15 protein-coding genes are annotated in these 15245 nt (G+C 30.8%); all 15 read right to left on the bottom strand.

From position 1 onward, the window contains the following. Window positions 1-9 precede the first annotated feature (9 nt). Window positions 10-1536 carry a PAS domain-containing sensor histidine kinase gene (locus tag AAC008_RS05500; RefSeq protein ID WP_339887921.1) on the bottom strand — a complete coding sequence of 509 codons (1527 nt, stop codon included), beginning with the start codon at window positions 1534-1536 and terminating at the stop codon, window positions 10-12. A gap of 174 nt (window positions 1537-1710) precedes the next feature. After that, on the bottom strand, window positions 1711-1899 hold the full coding sequence (locus AAC008_RS05495) for a DUF2892 domain-containing protein (RefSeq protein WP_339833703.1): 189 nt from the start codon (window positions 1897-1899) through the stop codon (window positions 1711-1713). An 11-nt stretch (window positions 1900-1910) separates the two neighbouring features. Then, window positions 1911-2216 carry a hypothetical protein gene (locus AAC008_RS05490; RefSeq protein ID WP_339887920.1) on the bottom strand — a complete coding sequence of 102 codons (306 nt, stop codon included), beginning with the start codon at window positions 2214-2216 and terminating at the stop codon, window positions 1911-1913. A gap of 5 nt (window positions 2217-2221) precedes the next feature. Next, window positions 2222-5452: an efflux RND transporter permease subunit gene (locus tag AAC008_RS05485; RefSeq protein WP_339887919.1), complete on the bottom strand. Its 3231-nt coding sequence runs from the start codon at window positions 5450-5452 to the stop codon at window positions 2222-2224. 84 nt (window positions 5453-5536) lie between these two features. Next, on the bottom strand, window positions 5537-6622 hold the full coding sequence (locus AAC008_RS05480) for an efflux RND transporter periplasmic adaptor subunit (RefSeq protein WP_339887918.1): 1086 nt from the start codon (window positions 6620-6622) through the stop codon (window positions 5537-5539). 93 nt (window positions 6623-6715) lie between these two features. Continuing rightward, window positions 6716-8029: a TolC family protein gene (locus AAC008_RS05475; RefSeq protein WP_339887917.1), complete on the bottom strand. Its 1314-nt coding sequence runs from the start codon at window positions 8027-8029 to the stop codon at window positions 6716-6718. A 162-nt stretch (window positions 8030-8191) separates the two neighbouring features. Further along, a complete protein-coding gene (locus AAC008_RS05470) occupies window positions 8192-8320 on the bottom strand; it encodes a hypothetical protein (protein ID WP_339887916.1) in 129 nt (42 codons plus the stop codon). Window positions 8321-8374: 54 nt separating this feature from the next. Then, the gene (locus tag AAC008_RS05465; protein WP_339887914.1) at window positions 8375-9835 is read right to left on the bottom strand and encodes an FAD/NAD(P)-binding oxidoreductase; all 1461 of its coding nucleotides are present in this window, start codon (window positions 9833-9835) and stop codon (window positions 8375-8377) included. A 68-nt stretch (window positions 9836-9903) separates the two neighbouring features. After that, window positions 9904-11028 (bottom strand): ABC transporter permease, encoded by a 1125-nt coding sequence (locus AAC008_RS05460; protein ID WP_339887913.1) that lies wholly within the window; start codon window positions 11026-11028, stop codon window positions 9904-9906. A gap of 132 nt (window positions 11029-11160) precedes the next feature. After that, on the bottom strand, window positions 11161-12267 hold the full coding sequence (locus tag AAC008_RS05455) for an ABC transporter permease (RefSeq protein ID WP_339887912.1): 1107 nt from the start codon (window positions 12265-12267) through the stop codon (window positions 11161-11163). A 159-nt stretch (window positions 12268-12426) separates the two neighbouring features. Continuing rightward, complete coding sequence (locus AAC008_RS05450) at window positions 12427-13161, bottom strand: ABC transporter ATP-binding protein (protein WP_339887910.1); 735 nt, start codon at window positions 13159-13161, stop codon at window positions 12427-12429. Between the two features lie 2 nt (window positions 13162-13163). Then, window positions 13164-14060 carry an ABC transporter ATP-binding protein gene (locus tag AAC008_RS05445; RefSeq protein WP_339887909.1) on the bottom strand — a complete coding sequence of 299 codons (897 nt, stop codon included), beginning with the start codon at window positions 14058-14060 and terminating at the stop codon, window positions 13164-13166. A 36-nt stretch (window positions 14061-14096) separates the two neighbouring features. Continuing rightward, a complete protein-coding gene (locus tag AAC008_RS05440) occupies window positions 14097-14462 on the bottom strand; it encodes a hypothetical protein (RefSeq protein ID WP_339887908.1) in 366 nt (121 codons plus the stop codon). A 38-nt stretch (window positions 14463-14500) separates the two neighbouring features. Further along, window positions 14501-14785 (bottom strand): hypothetical protein, encoded by a 285-nt coding sequence (locus AAC008_RS05435; RefSeq protein WP_339887907.1) that lies wholly within the window; start codon window positions 14783-14785, stop codon window positions 14501-14503. Then, window positions 14785-15234 (bottom strand): hypothetical protein, encoded by a 450-nt coding sequence (locus AAC008_RS05430; protein ID WP_339887906.1) that lies wholly within the window; start codon window positions 15232-15234, stop codon window positions 14785-14787. The genes AAC008_RS05435 and AAC008_RS05430 overlap by 1 nt, the downstream gene beginning before the upstream one ends. Window positions 15235-15245 lie beyond the last annotated feature (11 nt).

Below are 15245 nucleotides of genomic sequence, written 5' to 3'. Positions count from 1 at the left end.
AGTAATTTATTAACCCAAATTTGGAATTGTAACTGTAAATTTAGAGCCTTTTAACAATTCTGATTCAACAATAATTGAACCATTTAATTTTTCAATCATTTCTTTGATTATATACAATCCTAACCCTGAACCTGTAGATTCGTGAGTTGCTCTAAAGAACATATCAAATACTTGACTTTGTTTTTCTTTTTCTATACCAATTCCATTATCTTCAACAATAATAGTTAATTTATTTTTAGTTTTTTTAACGCTAACTTTCACAAATGAATCATTTATATCTTGTCTTTGGTATTTTACAGCATTAGTAATTATGTTATTCATAATAACAGTTAACCTATTTTTATCAGAAATGATTTTTAAAGACTCATCAATATCTAAGATTAATTTAATGCTATCAGAACCTTCCAAAAATTGAAGTGAATTTCTTATTTCTTGAATTAATTTATCAAAAATAATTTCATCATGGGTTACTTCTAATCTTGAGTTTTTAGAATACACCAAAATATATTCAATAAAATCATCAAGTTTAATAACACTTTCTTTTATCATATCCATACGTCCTTTCTGTTCAATATCATCCGGTGCCATTTCATCTTTAATTAATTCAGAAAGGCCTAATATTGATTTTAAAGGAGAGCGTAAATCATGAGATGTGCTATATACAAAACGGTCTAATTCGTTATTGGATTTTATTAATTCTGTATTCTTTAATAAAAGTTGTTCTTCTACTTTTTTTAGATTTGTAATTTCTGTATGAACTATTACAACCATGGGCAGGTTTTTTTCAAACCTTGTTACCCTCATCATAAACCATCGGTTTACATGTTGGTTGTTGCATGGATATTCATAAACTGCTATAGCCTTCTTTCCTTCTGTTACTTCTCGAATTACCTCTAAAGCTTCAGCTGCTTTTTTATTACCTAAATCTACTCTTTTTTGTGTTTCAATAATGTAATTACATTTTTCACTACATTCATCATTACAATGTATTAAAGTTGTTTCTCCATTATCAGTTATAAAGTTTTTCCATAACTCATTAACTGCTACAATAGTTCCACAATTTTCAATAACTATAATTTGCGAATCAATTGAATTTAATATACTTCGATTAAATAATTCACTTTTCTTTAATTGTTTTTCTGCTTTTTTTTCTTCCGTTATGTTTTTAAAATAAATAGATAATCCATTAGGAGATGGATAAATATGATTACTAAACCACTTATCGTATGGAGAATAATATTCTTCAAAATAAACATATTTCTGATTTTCAAATGCTTTCTGATAAGCATTATAAAATGGCTGATCTATACCTTCAGAGAATTCAGTCCAAATATGTTTACCTATTAAATCTTGAGGTTCGCGATTAAGTAATATTCCGGCATGTTTGTTAACATAGGTATAACACCAATTTTCGTCTAATGCTACAAATGCATCTGTAATTCTGTCTAAAAATTGGTCTGTTAGAAATTTTTCTTTTTCTAAGTTCTCCAATTTTAATTTCAAATCTTTTATTTGCTGGTCTATTCGCTCTATCATAAAAAGCTAGTTTTTACTATTCAATAGTTCATAAATGTAAGAAAATAAATTAATAAAAACAAAATAATAATTCGTTCATTATCTGAGTTTTGGTCTTTAAAATTAATACAAAAAACCGAAACATAACTAATTACATTTCGGCTTTTAAGAATTACTTACCAGTCACAATTATTTTTAATCTTTTACTTTAAACACTTTTCGAAGAATGTCTCCTAATAAACACCAATTGGTGAATGATGATTGTAGCAAATTTGCTCCGACAAATAAAGTAAACCAATAAAAGTTTGGATTTACATACATTCCTAATAGAACACTTATAATTATAAATATTCCAGCGATTCTTTTTATTAATTTTTCTACCATTTTTTCTGTTTTTAATTTGATTTTTCAATTGCTAAAACTGCAACATGAATTTTTGAAAGCGTTTCTTGTTTTGTGTTAAATTCATTTATGGATTCAAACAACATATCTACATTTTCCTTTTTTACAAAAGCATAAAACAATATAGATTCTGACTTATTCATTTCGCTTGAAAACCAATTGGATTCTATAGCATCTTCTGTATTATCTCTATATCCAATGACATTTTTATATGAAAATGTACTGACTTTTGCTTTTTTTAATTGTTGTTTGATTTCTTTTTCAAACTCTTTTATGGCTGTAATTATTAGTAATTTCATGATATTTATTTATTAGATTCACCTGTGCTTTCTTCAACAACCACTTGATGTTCCCATTTTTTGCGTTCCACGATGTAGTAAATTAATGGCACAACGATTAAAGTTAATACAGTTGAAACGATTGCTCCAAATACCAATGAAATAGCTAAACCTTGGAAAATTGGATCAAAAAGGATTATTACGGCTCCAATTACAACTGCACCAGTTGTTAGTAAAATTGGTGTTGTTCTTACGGCTCCAGCTTCAATAATAGCTTGTTTTAAGGGAATTCCATCGTTTAATCTAATTTCTATGAAGTCAATTAGCAAGACGGAATTTCGGACCATTACTCCTGCTAAAGCAATCATTCCAATAAAGGATGTAGCCGTAAAATAAGCTCCTAATAACCAGTGACCAAATACAATTCCAACTAATGAAAGCGGAATAGCCATCATCATTACCATTGGTGTTTTGAAGTTTTGGAACCATCCAACAATCAACATGTAAATGATTACGATTACTACTCCAAAAGCAATTCCTAAATCACGGAAAACTTCTAAAGTAATTTGCCATTCACCATCCCATTTTACAGTAAAATCACTTTCGTCTGTAGGTTGTTCCATATACAATTCATTGACTTTGTAGCCTTTTGGTAGTTTCATTTTTTGCAATTCTTCATTCATCCCTAAAATAGCATAAACAGGACTTTCCAAATCGCCAGCCATATCAGCTGTAACATAAACAACTCGTTTTTGGTCTTTTCTATAAATGGTTTTTTGCAAAGTTCCCTCAACAACCTTAACCAAATCAGTAACTGGAACTACATTGCCTCTACTACCTTTTATTTTTAAGTTTTGAATGTCTTGTAAAGATGATTTGTCTTTATCATCTAATGAAAGTACAATTCCCACACTACTGTTTGAATTTTCATCATACAAAGTAGAAACTGGATATTCTTTTAATAAATACGTCAAATTTCCAACTACTTGTTGTGGTGCAATTCCGTTTAGCATTGCTTTTTCTTTATCTACTTCTAATGTGTATTCAATTTGATTGTCTTCGGTCATCCAATCCACATCTACAATATCTGCTGTTTTTTCAAGAATTCCTTTTACTTGATTGGCCACTTCGATTTGTTGTTTATAATCTGGTCCATAAATTTCGGCAACTAAAGTCGATAAAACTGGTGGTCCAGGTGGCACTTCAATAATTTTTACATTAGCTCCATATTTTTTAGCAATTTTTTGTACTTCTGGACGAACGATTTTAGCAATATCATGACTTTGTAAATCACGATCTGCTTTGTGCAATAAGTTTACTTGAATATCAGCCATATTACTTCCTCCACGCAAATCGTAATGACGAACCAATCCGTTAAACGTAATAGGTGCAGAAGTTCCAATGTAATTTTGATAATCCACAACTTCTGGAATTGTTGTCAAATATTGAGCAATTTCTTGTGTTACAGCAGCTGTTCTTTCTAACGTAGTTCCTTCAGGCATATCTACTACAACTTGAAACTCGTTTTTGTTATCGAAAGGCAACATTTTTACTAAAACAGATTTCGTAAAAAACATCGCTACAGAACCCATTAATAATAGAACGGTAACTCCTAGCATTACCCTACGCTTTGTAGAACTATCTAAAAATGGTCGTTCCAATTTATTGTACATTCTATAAATCCAAGACGTTTCTAAACCTTGTTCTTCTTTTTCTTTTTGTTCGTCTTTTTCGTGTAATAAATGATAGCCTAAATAAGGTGTCACCGTTAAGGCAACAAATAATGACAATAACATGGCTATAGAAGCACCAATTGGCATTGGACTCATATATGGTCCCATCATTCCTGATACGAAAGCCATTGGAAGAATCGCAGCAATTACGGTAAACGTTGCTAATATTGTTGGATTTCCTACTTCGTTAATGGCAAAAATTGCTGCTTGTTTGAAGGGCAATCGCTTCATTTTGAAATGTCGGTGCATATTTTCGGCAATGATGATACTATCATCCACAACAATTCCGACAACGAAAACTAGAGCAAAAAGTGTAATTCTGTTTAACGTATAACCTAACATATAATAGGCAAACAATGTCAAGGCAAACGTTAATGGCACAGAAAAAAATACTACTAATCCACCACGCCAACCCATGGCTAGCATTACTAAAAGTGTTACTGCAATAATTGCAATTCCTAGGTGCATTAGTAATTCACCTACTTTGTGTGAAGCTGTTTCTCCATAATTACGTGAAACCTCAACTTGCACATCGTTTGTAATTAATGTTTTCTTTAAACCTTCTACTTTTTCAAGAATTTTATCAGCAATTTTCATCGCATCCGCACCTTTTACTTTTCCTACTGAAATCGTAACGGCTGGATATTCTGATTTATTTTTTGTATATTTTTCATTGGCTTTTCCATATCCAAAAGACACATAACTACTTGGAGTTGCTGGTCCATCTTGAATTTTTGCTACTTGTTTTAAATATACTGGCATATTTGCATTTACACCAATTACTAAATTTTCTACATCTTCTGAACTTTTTAGAAACTCACCTGTTGTGATTAAGTATTCCGTATCGTTTGAAACAAAATTTCCTGATTGAGAACTTCCATTATTGGCTTGAATCATTTGCATAATTCCAAGAGCATCTACTCCGTTTTCAGCCATTTTATCTTTGTCTAAAACTACTTTAAGTTCACGAGTTCTTCCACCAATTTCTTTGGTGATGGCAACGTCTTTTACTTTTTCAATTTCAGAAGTAACTTCTTCCGCAATTTGACGGATTTCAAAATCGTTTAATGTTTCACTCCAAAGCGTTAATCCCAACATTGGAACATCGTCAATAGAACGTGTTTTTACCATTGGTTTATATACTCCTTTTGGGAATATATTTTCGTTTTTCATCAACTCATCGTATAATTTCACATATGAACGCTCTGAATCTTCTCCTACATAAAACTGTACAATTATCATCGCTTGACCATTCATAGCCATACTATGTAAATGCTCTACTCCTTTGATGTTTGACAATACTTTTTCAAGTGGTTTAATCACTCTACTTTCTACTTCTGCCGGACTTGCTCCTGGATAACCAATCATTACATCAGCCATGGGAACATTAATCTGTGGTTCTTCTTCACGTGGAATTAAGAACGAACTATATATACCAATAATCATCAAACCAACCATCAATAAAATGGTTAATTTAGAATTGATGAAAAAATGGGCTATTTTACCTGCTATACCTTCTTGCATAATTTTTTGTTTAAAAGTTTTTTTTAGTTTTTTTAGTTTCAAGTTGTTGCAAACTGAAAACTATGATTGAATACTAAAAACTAATTACTGAACACTAACTTTTACTCCGTTATATAATTTCCCTTCAGCTGAAACGATGTATTTTTCATCTGCTGATAATCCTGATAAAACTTCTACTTGATTTCCGAATGATTTTCCAGTTCTAATCCAACGTAGAATAGCTACATTATTACTTACAGTGTAAATTCCAGTTAATTGTCCATTTGTTATCAAAGCTGATTCTGGAACGAGAACTCTATCTGATTTAGTAGTTTCGGTTGCTTTTTTTGCTTTTTCAATAGGAAATTGAACATTTACAAACATTCCCGAAAGGATATTTTTATCTGTTTTATCTAAATTGATTTTTACTAAATATTGTCCACCTGTATTTGTTGCTGAACCACTTATTTCGCTCACTTTTCCTTTTAATTCTTGGTTAGATGATTTTACTAAAACTGTCACAGGCATTCCGTTTTTGATTGAAGTGATATCTCCTTCAGAAACCATTGCCATTACTTGCATTAAACCGTTTCCTTCCACACTAACTAAAGGCATTCCTGGATTTGCCATATCTCCTTCTTTCACGAAAGTATTAGTAACATCTCCTGAAAATGGTGCTGTAATATTAGCATAAGAAAATTGAGCCATAACTTCGTTACGCATTTGTTTGGCTCCTTCTAAACCGGCTTTTGCCATTTCGTAACGCGATGTCATATCATCTAATTCTTTTTGAGACGCACTTTGTTGAGAAAATAAGGTTTTGAAACGTTCATAATCTTTTTTAGCATTATTAAATCCAGCTGTAGCTTGTAAAATGGAAGCGTCAACTTGTGCTTTTTTGGCTTGTAAATCCGTGTTATTAATGCTTACCAATAATTGACCTTGACTTACTTTTTGTCCCATTTTTACGTGAACTTTGGTTACATAACCCATCATTCTTGTACTAACATTAGCACTATTTTGTGATTCTATTTTCCCACTGGCTGTTACAAATGGACTGTTATCATTTTCGGTTGTTCCGCTAACTTTTACTGCGATAGGAGTTTCAGTTGCTATTTCGTTTTTCTTTTCACCACCACAAGAGATTAGGAAAAGAGTTGAAAGGATTACTATTGTTATTTTTGTTTTCATCTTGATAATTTTATTTTTTTGGAACACAGATTTGAGAAATATGAGAAATCTTAAAAAATTCTGTCTTTTCTCTTTCTTCTTGTTTCTTTCTTCTTATTGGGTTAAAAATTCTAAATATTTTTGGGTGAAATTATATTCAAAAACGGCTTGTAAGTATTCTAATTCTTTTTGGAATTGTAAGGTTTCTGAATTTAATAAATCGGTTGTTTTTTCTAAACCTTCCTTGAAACGATTTTCTCTAATTCTATAAGCTTCTTGTGATTGTTCTAAAGCTAATTTTGAAAGATTCACTTTATTTTCAGCATCTAACAATTGACGATTGGTTTTATTTAATTCTAACTGACTTTGAGCTTTGTATTGTTGGCTTTCTGTTTGAGCTTTATCATAATCTGCTTTTGCTTTTTGATATTTTCCGATAGTTTTATAGCCATCAAAAACACTCCAAGATAATTGTGCTCCAACTGTATATCCTTTTGCACCTGTTTGAAAAATTTTGGTGTCATATAATTCATAACTTCCAAAAGCATTTAATCTAGGTAAGAAACCCATTTTATTCATTTGTGTCATTTGTCCATAAGCTTCTACTGATTTATCCATGGCTAAAATGTCTTTTCTATTGGAAATCAATTTTGGGTCAAATGATAAAATTTCAATTACTTTTTCAATATCTTCAATCGGTTTGAAAACTTTGTTTGTATTATCTTCATTCAATAAAAAAGCTAAATAATCTGAAGCATTTTGCACATTAGATTTTGCATATTGCAATTGATTTTTAACTTCATTCACACGAACTTGAACAGAAAGTAAATCTGTTTTTTGAAGCATGCCTTGTTTGGAGTAATTTTCAACTAATTTCAAGTTGGCTTGAGCTGTTGTATTTGCTTTTTCTAAAACCTCAACTGCTTTGTAAGCTAGTTGTAATTGCATAAAAGATTTATTTACTTCCAATTGTAAATATTCTTTAGTTCTTTCTGTTTGCAGTTGGAAAGCTTCGTATTTTGATTTAGCAGCTTGTCTTCCGTAAAAACCATCTACGTTAATTAAAGGCTGTAACACTTCAATTTTAGTAGCAAAATTTTGCGTTTTGTTTGGATCATTTAACAAGGCTGGATTAAAATCTGATGCTGTTAAAATTTCCTGATTCAATTTAGAACCAAAAGCCATTAAAGGATTTGTTGTAGAAATTGCGGTGTGCGAAGCCGTTATACTTGGCAAAAACAATGAATTCGATTGATTGTAATCTGCTTTTGCGGAAGCTGCATTTTTTTCTGCAATTTTGATTTGCAAATTATTATCGTTTACTTTTTCTAAAATATCTTTTTTAGAAATCGCAATGGTATCTTGACCTAAAGCATTAAAAGCTAAGGTAAAAATTCCAATTAAAGTGAGTACTAGTTTATTCTTCATGGTTATTAACTTATTTATGCAAATGTACATCCAGAAAACAGTGTAGTCAGTAACAAGAGTTACACTACGTTTTTATAAAAGAAAAGAGGTTGTTTACTTCAATTTAAACAACCTCTAATACTAACCAATAAACTAAAAACAATCATCAATTAAGACGATTTACTATCGTGTTCCTCCGTGACCTCCTGCTACAATTTTAATAATTCTAATGTTTAGATAGAAAAATTTAAAAAACTGTAAAAAAGGATTTTGCATTTTGGAACGCTGTGAGTTTGATATTCTTTGTGCCATTTTTTTATTTTTTTTGTTGTCAGTTGACAGTTATCAGTCTTTATACTTAATACTCTATTCAGGAATTAACCACCAAAAAGGAAGCATTTTTGCTTTATAAATAAAAGCATAATGTAAGGATAATTTAACCCAGTGTCCTGCCAAACCTATATCTCCAAATGTTTTATTAATGTCTCTTCCACCTGTTTCTGGGTATTTTTTATAATCTGGTACAATTGGAAAAGTTGTGATACTTACACCACTTCCTTTAGTCATTCCAAAACCAGCTGATGCTATACAAGCTGCTCCCATATTTCCCATAGAACCTTTATGATGTAATGATTCTTTTCCTAATTTAATAGAATCTATGATATTATCAGCCACTAATCTTGCTGTAATTCCAGAAGGCATTCCTGTTCTTGGTGGAGATGGGAAAATATCTGTCTCGTTTTTGCTTTTTCTTGGTTTTGAAATTGAATGAGGTGGAGCAAAAGCAATTCCAGGAGCGAAAATATTATTGTATGAAGGGTTTTGATAAGTTTCTGGCCAATCTTGAACCGTCCATTCTTCGTAAGGTCTTGGTGTATAATCGGCATCCACTATCATAAATCCTTTGAATAATTTATCGGTAATATCTGCATCATTTTTATCGTAAGCTTTAAAGCCATGTCCAGAAAAAGCTGGAATTAACATCGCAAAATCATAAGTTTCTGATTTGTATTCACCTTCCAAATTTTCGTAATGAGCAATTCCATCTTCAATTTTGTTTACACCTGCACCTAAAATCCATTTGATACCTCTGTCTTCAAAAATCATTTCGATCATGTCTTTTGATTTCATATTGAAACCATTGTAATCCATTAACATACCATCCATTCCGAAATCACCTAAGTCATTTTCGTTGGAAATCCATGTAACTTCTACTTTATCTCTAACACCATGTCTGACTAACTCTTTTTCTACATTTAAAATATATTCAAAAGCTGCTCCTTGACATGTTGCTTTGGCATGACCTGTTCCAATAAGAATTTTAGCTTTTTTATCAGAAGTTTTTAATTGATCTATAAGTTCTTTTAAGCCGTGCCAAGCGTGTTCCGCATGATCATAAGTACAAACAGAAAAGGCTTTATTGGTTCCTGGATTTAAACCTTCAGTCATATCGAAAGCTAATTTTGGTCCAGTTGCGTTGATTAGATAATCATAAGTCACATTTTCTTGTGTGCCTTTTTTTTCTCCAAAAACATATTCAACCGAAACGAATGGTTTGCTTTCAGTTTTATTTCCTTCAGGATGAAAAGAAACTACTTTTGCTTGTTTGTAGCCAATCCCTTTCCTTTTATATAATGGTTCTAATGGAAAAATTAATTGTTCAGCTTTCATTCTACCAATCCCTACCCAAATATTGGAAGGAACCCATTGGTAATTTCGATTTGGAGAAACTACAAGAACTTCATGTTCTTTACCTAGTTTTCTTCTCAAATGTGCAGCTGCTGTATGACCAGATATTCCCGCACCTAATATTACAATTTTTGACATCTTAATTAGTTTTAGTATCTCAAAATTAGACTATTAAATTGCTAATTACAGCAACATTTGTTACACAACTAATTTGTTTTTTTATAACTCCAAACCGCAAAAGCATTAATAACAAAAGCATAAATTGCAATTATACCAATTTGATTTTTTATATCATTAAAACCTGCTCCTTTTAGCATTACCATTCTTATGACTTCGACAAAATAACGTATTGGATTCAATAAAGTTACTTTTTGAGCCCAAGTTGGCATACTTTCAATAGGAGTGAAAAGTCCGCTCATTAGGATAAAAATTACAGTAAAAAACCAAGCAATAAACATAGCTTGTTGTTGGGTTTCTGTATGATTTGATATAAATAAACCAATACCGAGAATTAAAATTAAATAAACAGAAGTGAATCCATAAATCAAGAAAATATTTCCTAAAATTGGTACATTGAAAACTAGTTTTGCTATAATTAATCCAACGGTTAAAATAATTAATCCTAAAACCCAAAATGGAAATAATTTTCCGATAATAAATTGATGTTTTTTGATTGGTGTAACATTAATTTGTTCTAAAGTTCCGACTTCTTTTTCACGAACTATATTCATGGATGATAAAAATAAGGAAAGCATTGTTACTAATAAAACCAAAATTCCAGGAACCATAAATGTTTTGTAATTCAACGTTTTGTTGTACCAAAATGATGGAATTGTTGTTATATTTTCGGGTTGCACAATAGTTCCTTGATTGTAGCTTTGCAGTTGTGTTTTTATAGATTGATTATAACCCGAAATAATTTGCGTGATATAAACATTTGAAACTCCAGCAGCAGCTCCATCTATGGCATTAATACTTACTGAAAGATTGGTGTTATTTTGCTTTATTAAATTACGTTCAAAGTGATTTGGGATTTCGAGAATTACATCTATGTTTCCTTTTTGCATTTGTAGATTGGCTTCTTTTTTTGATTGAAATTCTGAAATTATATCAAAATAGTTTGAGGCTTGAAATTTGCTAATCAATTCGCGTGACGCTGAAGAATGATCGTGATCTATGTAAGAGAATTTGATGTTTTTGACTTCAAAACTTGCTGCGTTTGACAGAATAACCAATTGCATTAAGGGCAATATAAAAATAATTGGCAACATACTTTTATTTCTAAAAATTTGCTTGAATTCTTTTTGAATTATGAATAGTATTGTTTTCATTTTTTGAGTATTAAGATTGACGTTTTGTGGCTATTTATGTTATGTAAACGAATTTCATAGCCCTGATAGAAGTGAAAATCCTTTTTTGAAAAAAAAGATTGTAACGAATAGCAGGAAATAGCTCCTAAAAAATCATTCTAATCGTATTTTGTATTTTTTGATGCTTACTACTATAAAAAACAGTGTCATACCAACTAAAATTAGAGTTTCTTTCCATATTACAGAAAAAGCTACTCCTTTCAGCATAATCGCTTTTATGATGATGATAAACCATTTAGCTGGAATAATATTACTGATAATTTGTAACGGTAAAGGCATGCTCGAAATTGGAAAAATGAATCCCGACAACAAAATTACGGGTAACATTAATCCAAATAGTGAAATCATCATGGCTGTTTGTTGTGAATCGGATAAGGTGGAAATTAATATTCCGAGTGATAAAGCACAAATGATGAATAAAACACTCTCAACGGCTAATAAAAACAAACTTCCTTCGATGGGCATTTTGAATACAAAAAAGCCTAAAAGCAATATAACTGCTGCGTTGATGATGGATAGAAAAATGTATGGAAACACTTTGCCTACAATTACTTGAAAGGGTTTTAATGGTGAAACTAATAGGATTTCCATAGTGCCTAATTCTTTTTCGCGTGTTATGGAAATTGATGTCATCATAGCTGAAACAAGCATTAAAATAACAGTCATTACACCTGGAACAAAGGTAAAAACGCTTTTCATTTCTGGATTATAAAACAGTTGTATTTGCGTTTGAATTTGATACGTTGCCTTGTTATTTTTGTTTTTATCTTGAATAAAATTTTGCAATATTGACGTAATGTAATTGGATATAGTATTAGCCATATTTGGATCGGTTGCATCTGTAATTACCTGAACTTTTGCGTTTTTGTCGGTTTGCAAATGCTTAATAAAATCTTTTTCAAAAACTAAAACCGCTTTTACTTTTCCTTTTTTGAAAACGGATTCGATTTGTGATTCGGTTGATATTTCTTGTTCTATATTAAAATAAGAAGAATTGCTTATTTTCTGGATAATTTTGTGGGTTTCAGTATCTTTTGATTTATCGAGAATAGCAATGTTTACGTTATTAATTTCGTTTGTTATAGCGAAACCAAACAACATAATTTGTGCAATTGGCATTCCGAAAAGTATGAACATAGAACGTTTATCACGAAAAATGTGATAGAATTCTTTTTTTACAAAACCGATGAATCTTTTCATTTTATTATTTTTTAACCGCAAAGTCCGCAAAGGTTTACGCAAAGTTCGCAAGGTTTACGCAAAGTTCGCAAGGTTTTAATTTTTGGAACACAGATTTAAGAAATTAAAGAAATCTGATTTTACCACGGATTTTTTCATCTTTGTTCTTTGTTCTTTGTTCTATTCTATGTTACGTGCCAATTTTAAAAACACTTCATTCATAGAATCTACTTTGAATTGTTCTTTTAGTTTTTTTGGTGTGTTTAATGCTTCAATAACTCCGTCAACCATTATGGAAACGCGGTCGCAATATTCGGCTTCATCCATATAATGTGTAGTTACAAAGATGGTTGTTCCTTTATAAGCTTGTGTGTAAATCATTTCCCAAAACTGTCTTCTTGTAATTGGATCAACTCCGCCAGTTGGTTCATCTAAAAATACAATTTTGGGTTCGTGTAATAACGCAACTGAAAATGATAATTTTTGTTTCCATCCTAATGGTAAAGAACTCACTAAATTATCTGCAACATTTTGCATTTCTAATTCTTGTACTAATTGGATTGTTTTTTCTTTTATTTGCTTACGCGATAAACCATAAATTCCTCCAAAAAAAGTAATATTTTCTTTAATAGTTAAATCGTCATATAAAGAGAATTTCTGACTCATATAACCGATGCTTTTCTTAACTAAATCAGCTTGTGTAGCAACATCTAAATCAGCAACAATAGCTTTTCCAGAAGTTGGTTTAGAAATTCCGATTAGCATTTTCATTGCTGTAGTTTTTCCTGCTCCGTTTGCTCCTAAAAAACCGAAAATTTCTCCTTTATAAACATCAAAAGTGATTCCTTTCACAGCTGTGAAGTCGCCAAATTTTTTTGTTAAGTTTTCTACTTGTATGATTTTTTCTTCGTTCATAATTATAAATCCATAAACACATCTTCTATGGTTGTTTGGGCTGGTTTTATGATAATGTCTTTATGACTTTTCTGTTGTAAATAATCCTGCAAATCGTTTGGATTGAAATCTGAATTTTTATCAATATAATGAATGAATTCTCCAAAAGCATAGACACTATAATGACTTGGGTAATTTTTTAAATCATGAATTAATCCATGTGTGTTTTTAGGTTGAATATCATAAATCACTTTTTCGTAATTAGCTGTTATGGCTTGCGGTGAATCGATTTTTAAGATTTTACCTTTTTGGATTAAAGCAATTCTATCACAAAGTGAAGCTTCATCCATATAAGGTGTTGAAACTAAAATAGTGATTCCTTTTTGTTGTAATCGTTTTAGCATTTGCCAAAATTCTTTACGAGAAACAGGATCAACTCCAGTTGTGGGTTCGTCTAAAAACAAGACTTTTGGGGCGTGAATTAAGGCACAACACAAGGCTAATTTTTGTTTCATTCCACCAGATAATGCTCCTGCCCTACGCTTTTTAAAAGGTTCTATTTGAACATAAATATCTTCAATTAAATCATAGTTTTCTTCAATTGTAGTTCCGAAAATAGTTGCAAAAAATGTCAAGTTTTCTTCAACGGTTAAGTCTTGGTACAATGAAAACTTTCCAGGCATATATCCAACTGAATTTCTAATAGCTTTATAATCTTCAATTACATCATAATCAGCTACTGAGGCATTTCCTTCATCAGCAATTAAAAGCGTTGTTAATAGTCTGAAAATTGTAGTTTTTCCAGCTCCATCTGGTCCAATTAATCCAAATAACTCTCCTGAGTTTACTTCAAAAGAAATAGCATCAACAGCTTTGATTTTGTTGTAAGATTTAGATATATTTTGGACTTTAATACTCATTTATATAATTATTAATGATGAGTTATGAATTATGAATTATTTTATTAACAGAAAATTACTTTCTTCTTCTGCATCAACCCAATGTTTTATATTTGGCTCAATTTTTACATAATCACCCGATTTTAGGTTCAATTTTCTTCCACTTTCATCGCCATAACTTCCACTTCCTGAAACGCAAACTAATAAGGCTGGCACTGCTGTTATATGTTCGGCTAATTTTTTGCCTTTTGCAATTTGTAAAGACACTACTTTGTTCTCTGAAGGCACAAATAAAAGAGCCGTTTGAACATCTTTTTGTTCTGTGTGTAAGTCTTTTAAATTCATGGTTTTTATGGGTTCTACTTTAACAGATTTACAACTGAATAAAGCAAAGAAGGCAAGTAATATGATTGATTTTTTCATTTTTTTAGTTTTAAAAGGTTTCCATTCTCTATTGAAAATTATTTAATTAATAAGAAGCTGCTATTTTCAAAAGCATCTACCCAATGTTTAACGTTAGGTTCAATTTTTACGTAATCGCCCGATTGTAAATTAATTTCCTGTCCGTTTTCGTTTCCAAACTTTGCTTTTCCTGAAACACAAACCAATAAAGCTGGAATTTTTGTGATATGTTCTTTTAATTGTTCTCCTTTAGCAATTTGTATTGAAATCACATTTTGAGTCGGTTCAAATAACACACTTGTTTGAACTGCTTTGTTTTCTGTGTGTAGGTCTTGTAAATTCATTATTCGAAGTATTGATTAAATGTTGTAAATGAGTGTTGAATTTCAGTAAATTGTTCCTTTGATTTACCTTCTGAAAAATTATCCACTAAATCAATATAAGGTAATAACCATTTGTGTAATTCGTCGTGAGCTTGACCTTTCATTGTGCAATTTGAAGTTAATAAATCAAGATTTTCTTTCAAATTATCTGCTAATACTTGATAGGTTTCTGGTTTTTCTTTATCAAATGAAGTCACATCTTTTTCCATATTACGAATATGAGCCATCATGTTGTCATCAACTTTCCATTTTTTGTCGCCATCTAATTGAATAGCTTCATCATCTGAATGATTGTGAACTTCAGTCTCGGTGGTTTGATTTAATTCAGTAGTTTCATTTTTTGCTTTATCGTTGCAAGAAAAAAGAAAGAATGCTAATAATACAATTGTTGTAACTTTTAATTTGTTCATAATTTATAGTT

The sequence above is a fragment of the uncultured Flavobacterium sp. genome, assembly GCF_963975515.1.
In the GTDB taxonomy this organism is placed as follows: Bacteria; Bacteroidota; Bacteroidia; order Flavobacteriales; family Flavobacteriaceae; genus Flavobacterium.
This window is presented reverse-complemented; position numbering and strand designations above follow the sequence as displayed.

Excerpts from the sequence above, each read along its gene's own strand:
- AAC008_RS05500 (WP_339887921.1), bottom strand. The coding sequence starts at position 1,536 with ATGATAGAGCGAATAGACCAGCAAATAAAAGATTTGAAATTAAAATTG.
- AAC008_RS05495 (WP_339833703.1), bottom strand. The coding sequence starts at position 1,899 with ATGGTAGAAAAATTAATAAAAAGAATCGCTGGAATATTTATAATTATA.
- AAC008_RS05490 (WP_339887920.1), bottom strand. The coding sequence starts at position 2,216 with ATGAAATTACTAATAATTACAGCCATAAAAGAGTTTGAAAAAGAAATC.
- AAC008_RS05485 (WP_339887919.1), bottom strand. The coding sequence starts at position 5,452 with ATGCAAGAAGGTATAGCAGGTAAAATAGCCCATTTTTTCATCAATTCT.
- AAC008_RS05480 (WP_339887918.1), bottom strand. The coding sequence starts at position 6,622 with ATGAAAACAAAAATAACAATAGTAATCCTTTCAACTCTTTTCCTAATC.
- AAC008_RS05475 (WP_339887917.1), bottom strand. The coding sequence starts at position 8,029 with ATGAAGAATAAACTAGTACTCACTTTAATTGGAATTTTTACCTTAGCT.
- AAC008_RS05470 (WP_339887916.1), bottom strand. The coding sequence starts at position 8,320 with ATGGCACAAAGAATATCAAACTCACAGCGTTCCAAAATGCAAAATCCT.
- AAC008_RS05465 (WP_339887914.1), bottom strand. The coding sequence starts at position 9,835 with ATGTCAAAAATTGTAATATTAGGTGCGGGAATATCTGGTCATACAGCA.
- AAC008_RS05460 (WP_339887913.1), bottom strand. The coding sequence starts at position 11,028 with ATGAAAACAATACTATTCATAATTCAAAAAGAATTCAAGCAAATTTTT.
- AAC008_RS05455 (WP_339887912.1), bottom strand. The coding sequence starts at position 12,267 with ATGAAAAGATTCATCGGTTTTGTAAAAAAAGAATTCTATCACATTTTT.
- AAC008_RS05450 (WP_339887910.1), bottom strand. The coding sequence starts at position 13,161 with ATGAACGAAGAAAAAATCATACAAGTAGAAAACTTAACAAAAAAATTT.
- AAC008_RS05445 (WP_339887909.1), bottom strand. The coding sequence starts at position 14,060 with ATGAGTATTAAAGTCCAAAATATATCTAAATCTTACAACAAAATCAAA.
- AAC008_RS05440 (WP_339887908.1), bottom strand. The coding sequence starts at position 14,462 with ATGAAAAAATCAATCATATTACTTGCCTTCTTTGCTTTATTCAGTTGT.
- AAC008_RS05435 (WP_339887907.1), bottom strand. The coding sequence starts at position 14,785 with ATGAATTTACAAGACCTACACACAGAAAACAAAGCAGTTCAAACAAGT.
- AAC008_RS05430 (WP_339887906.1), bottom strand. The coding sequence starts at position 15,234 with ATGAACAAATTAAAAGTTACAACAATTGTATTATTAGCATTCTTTCTT.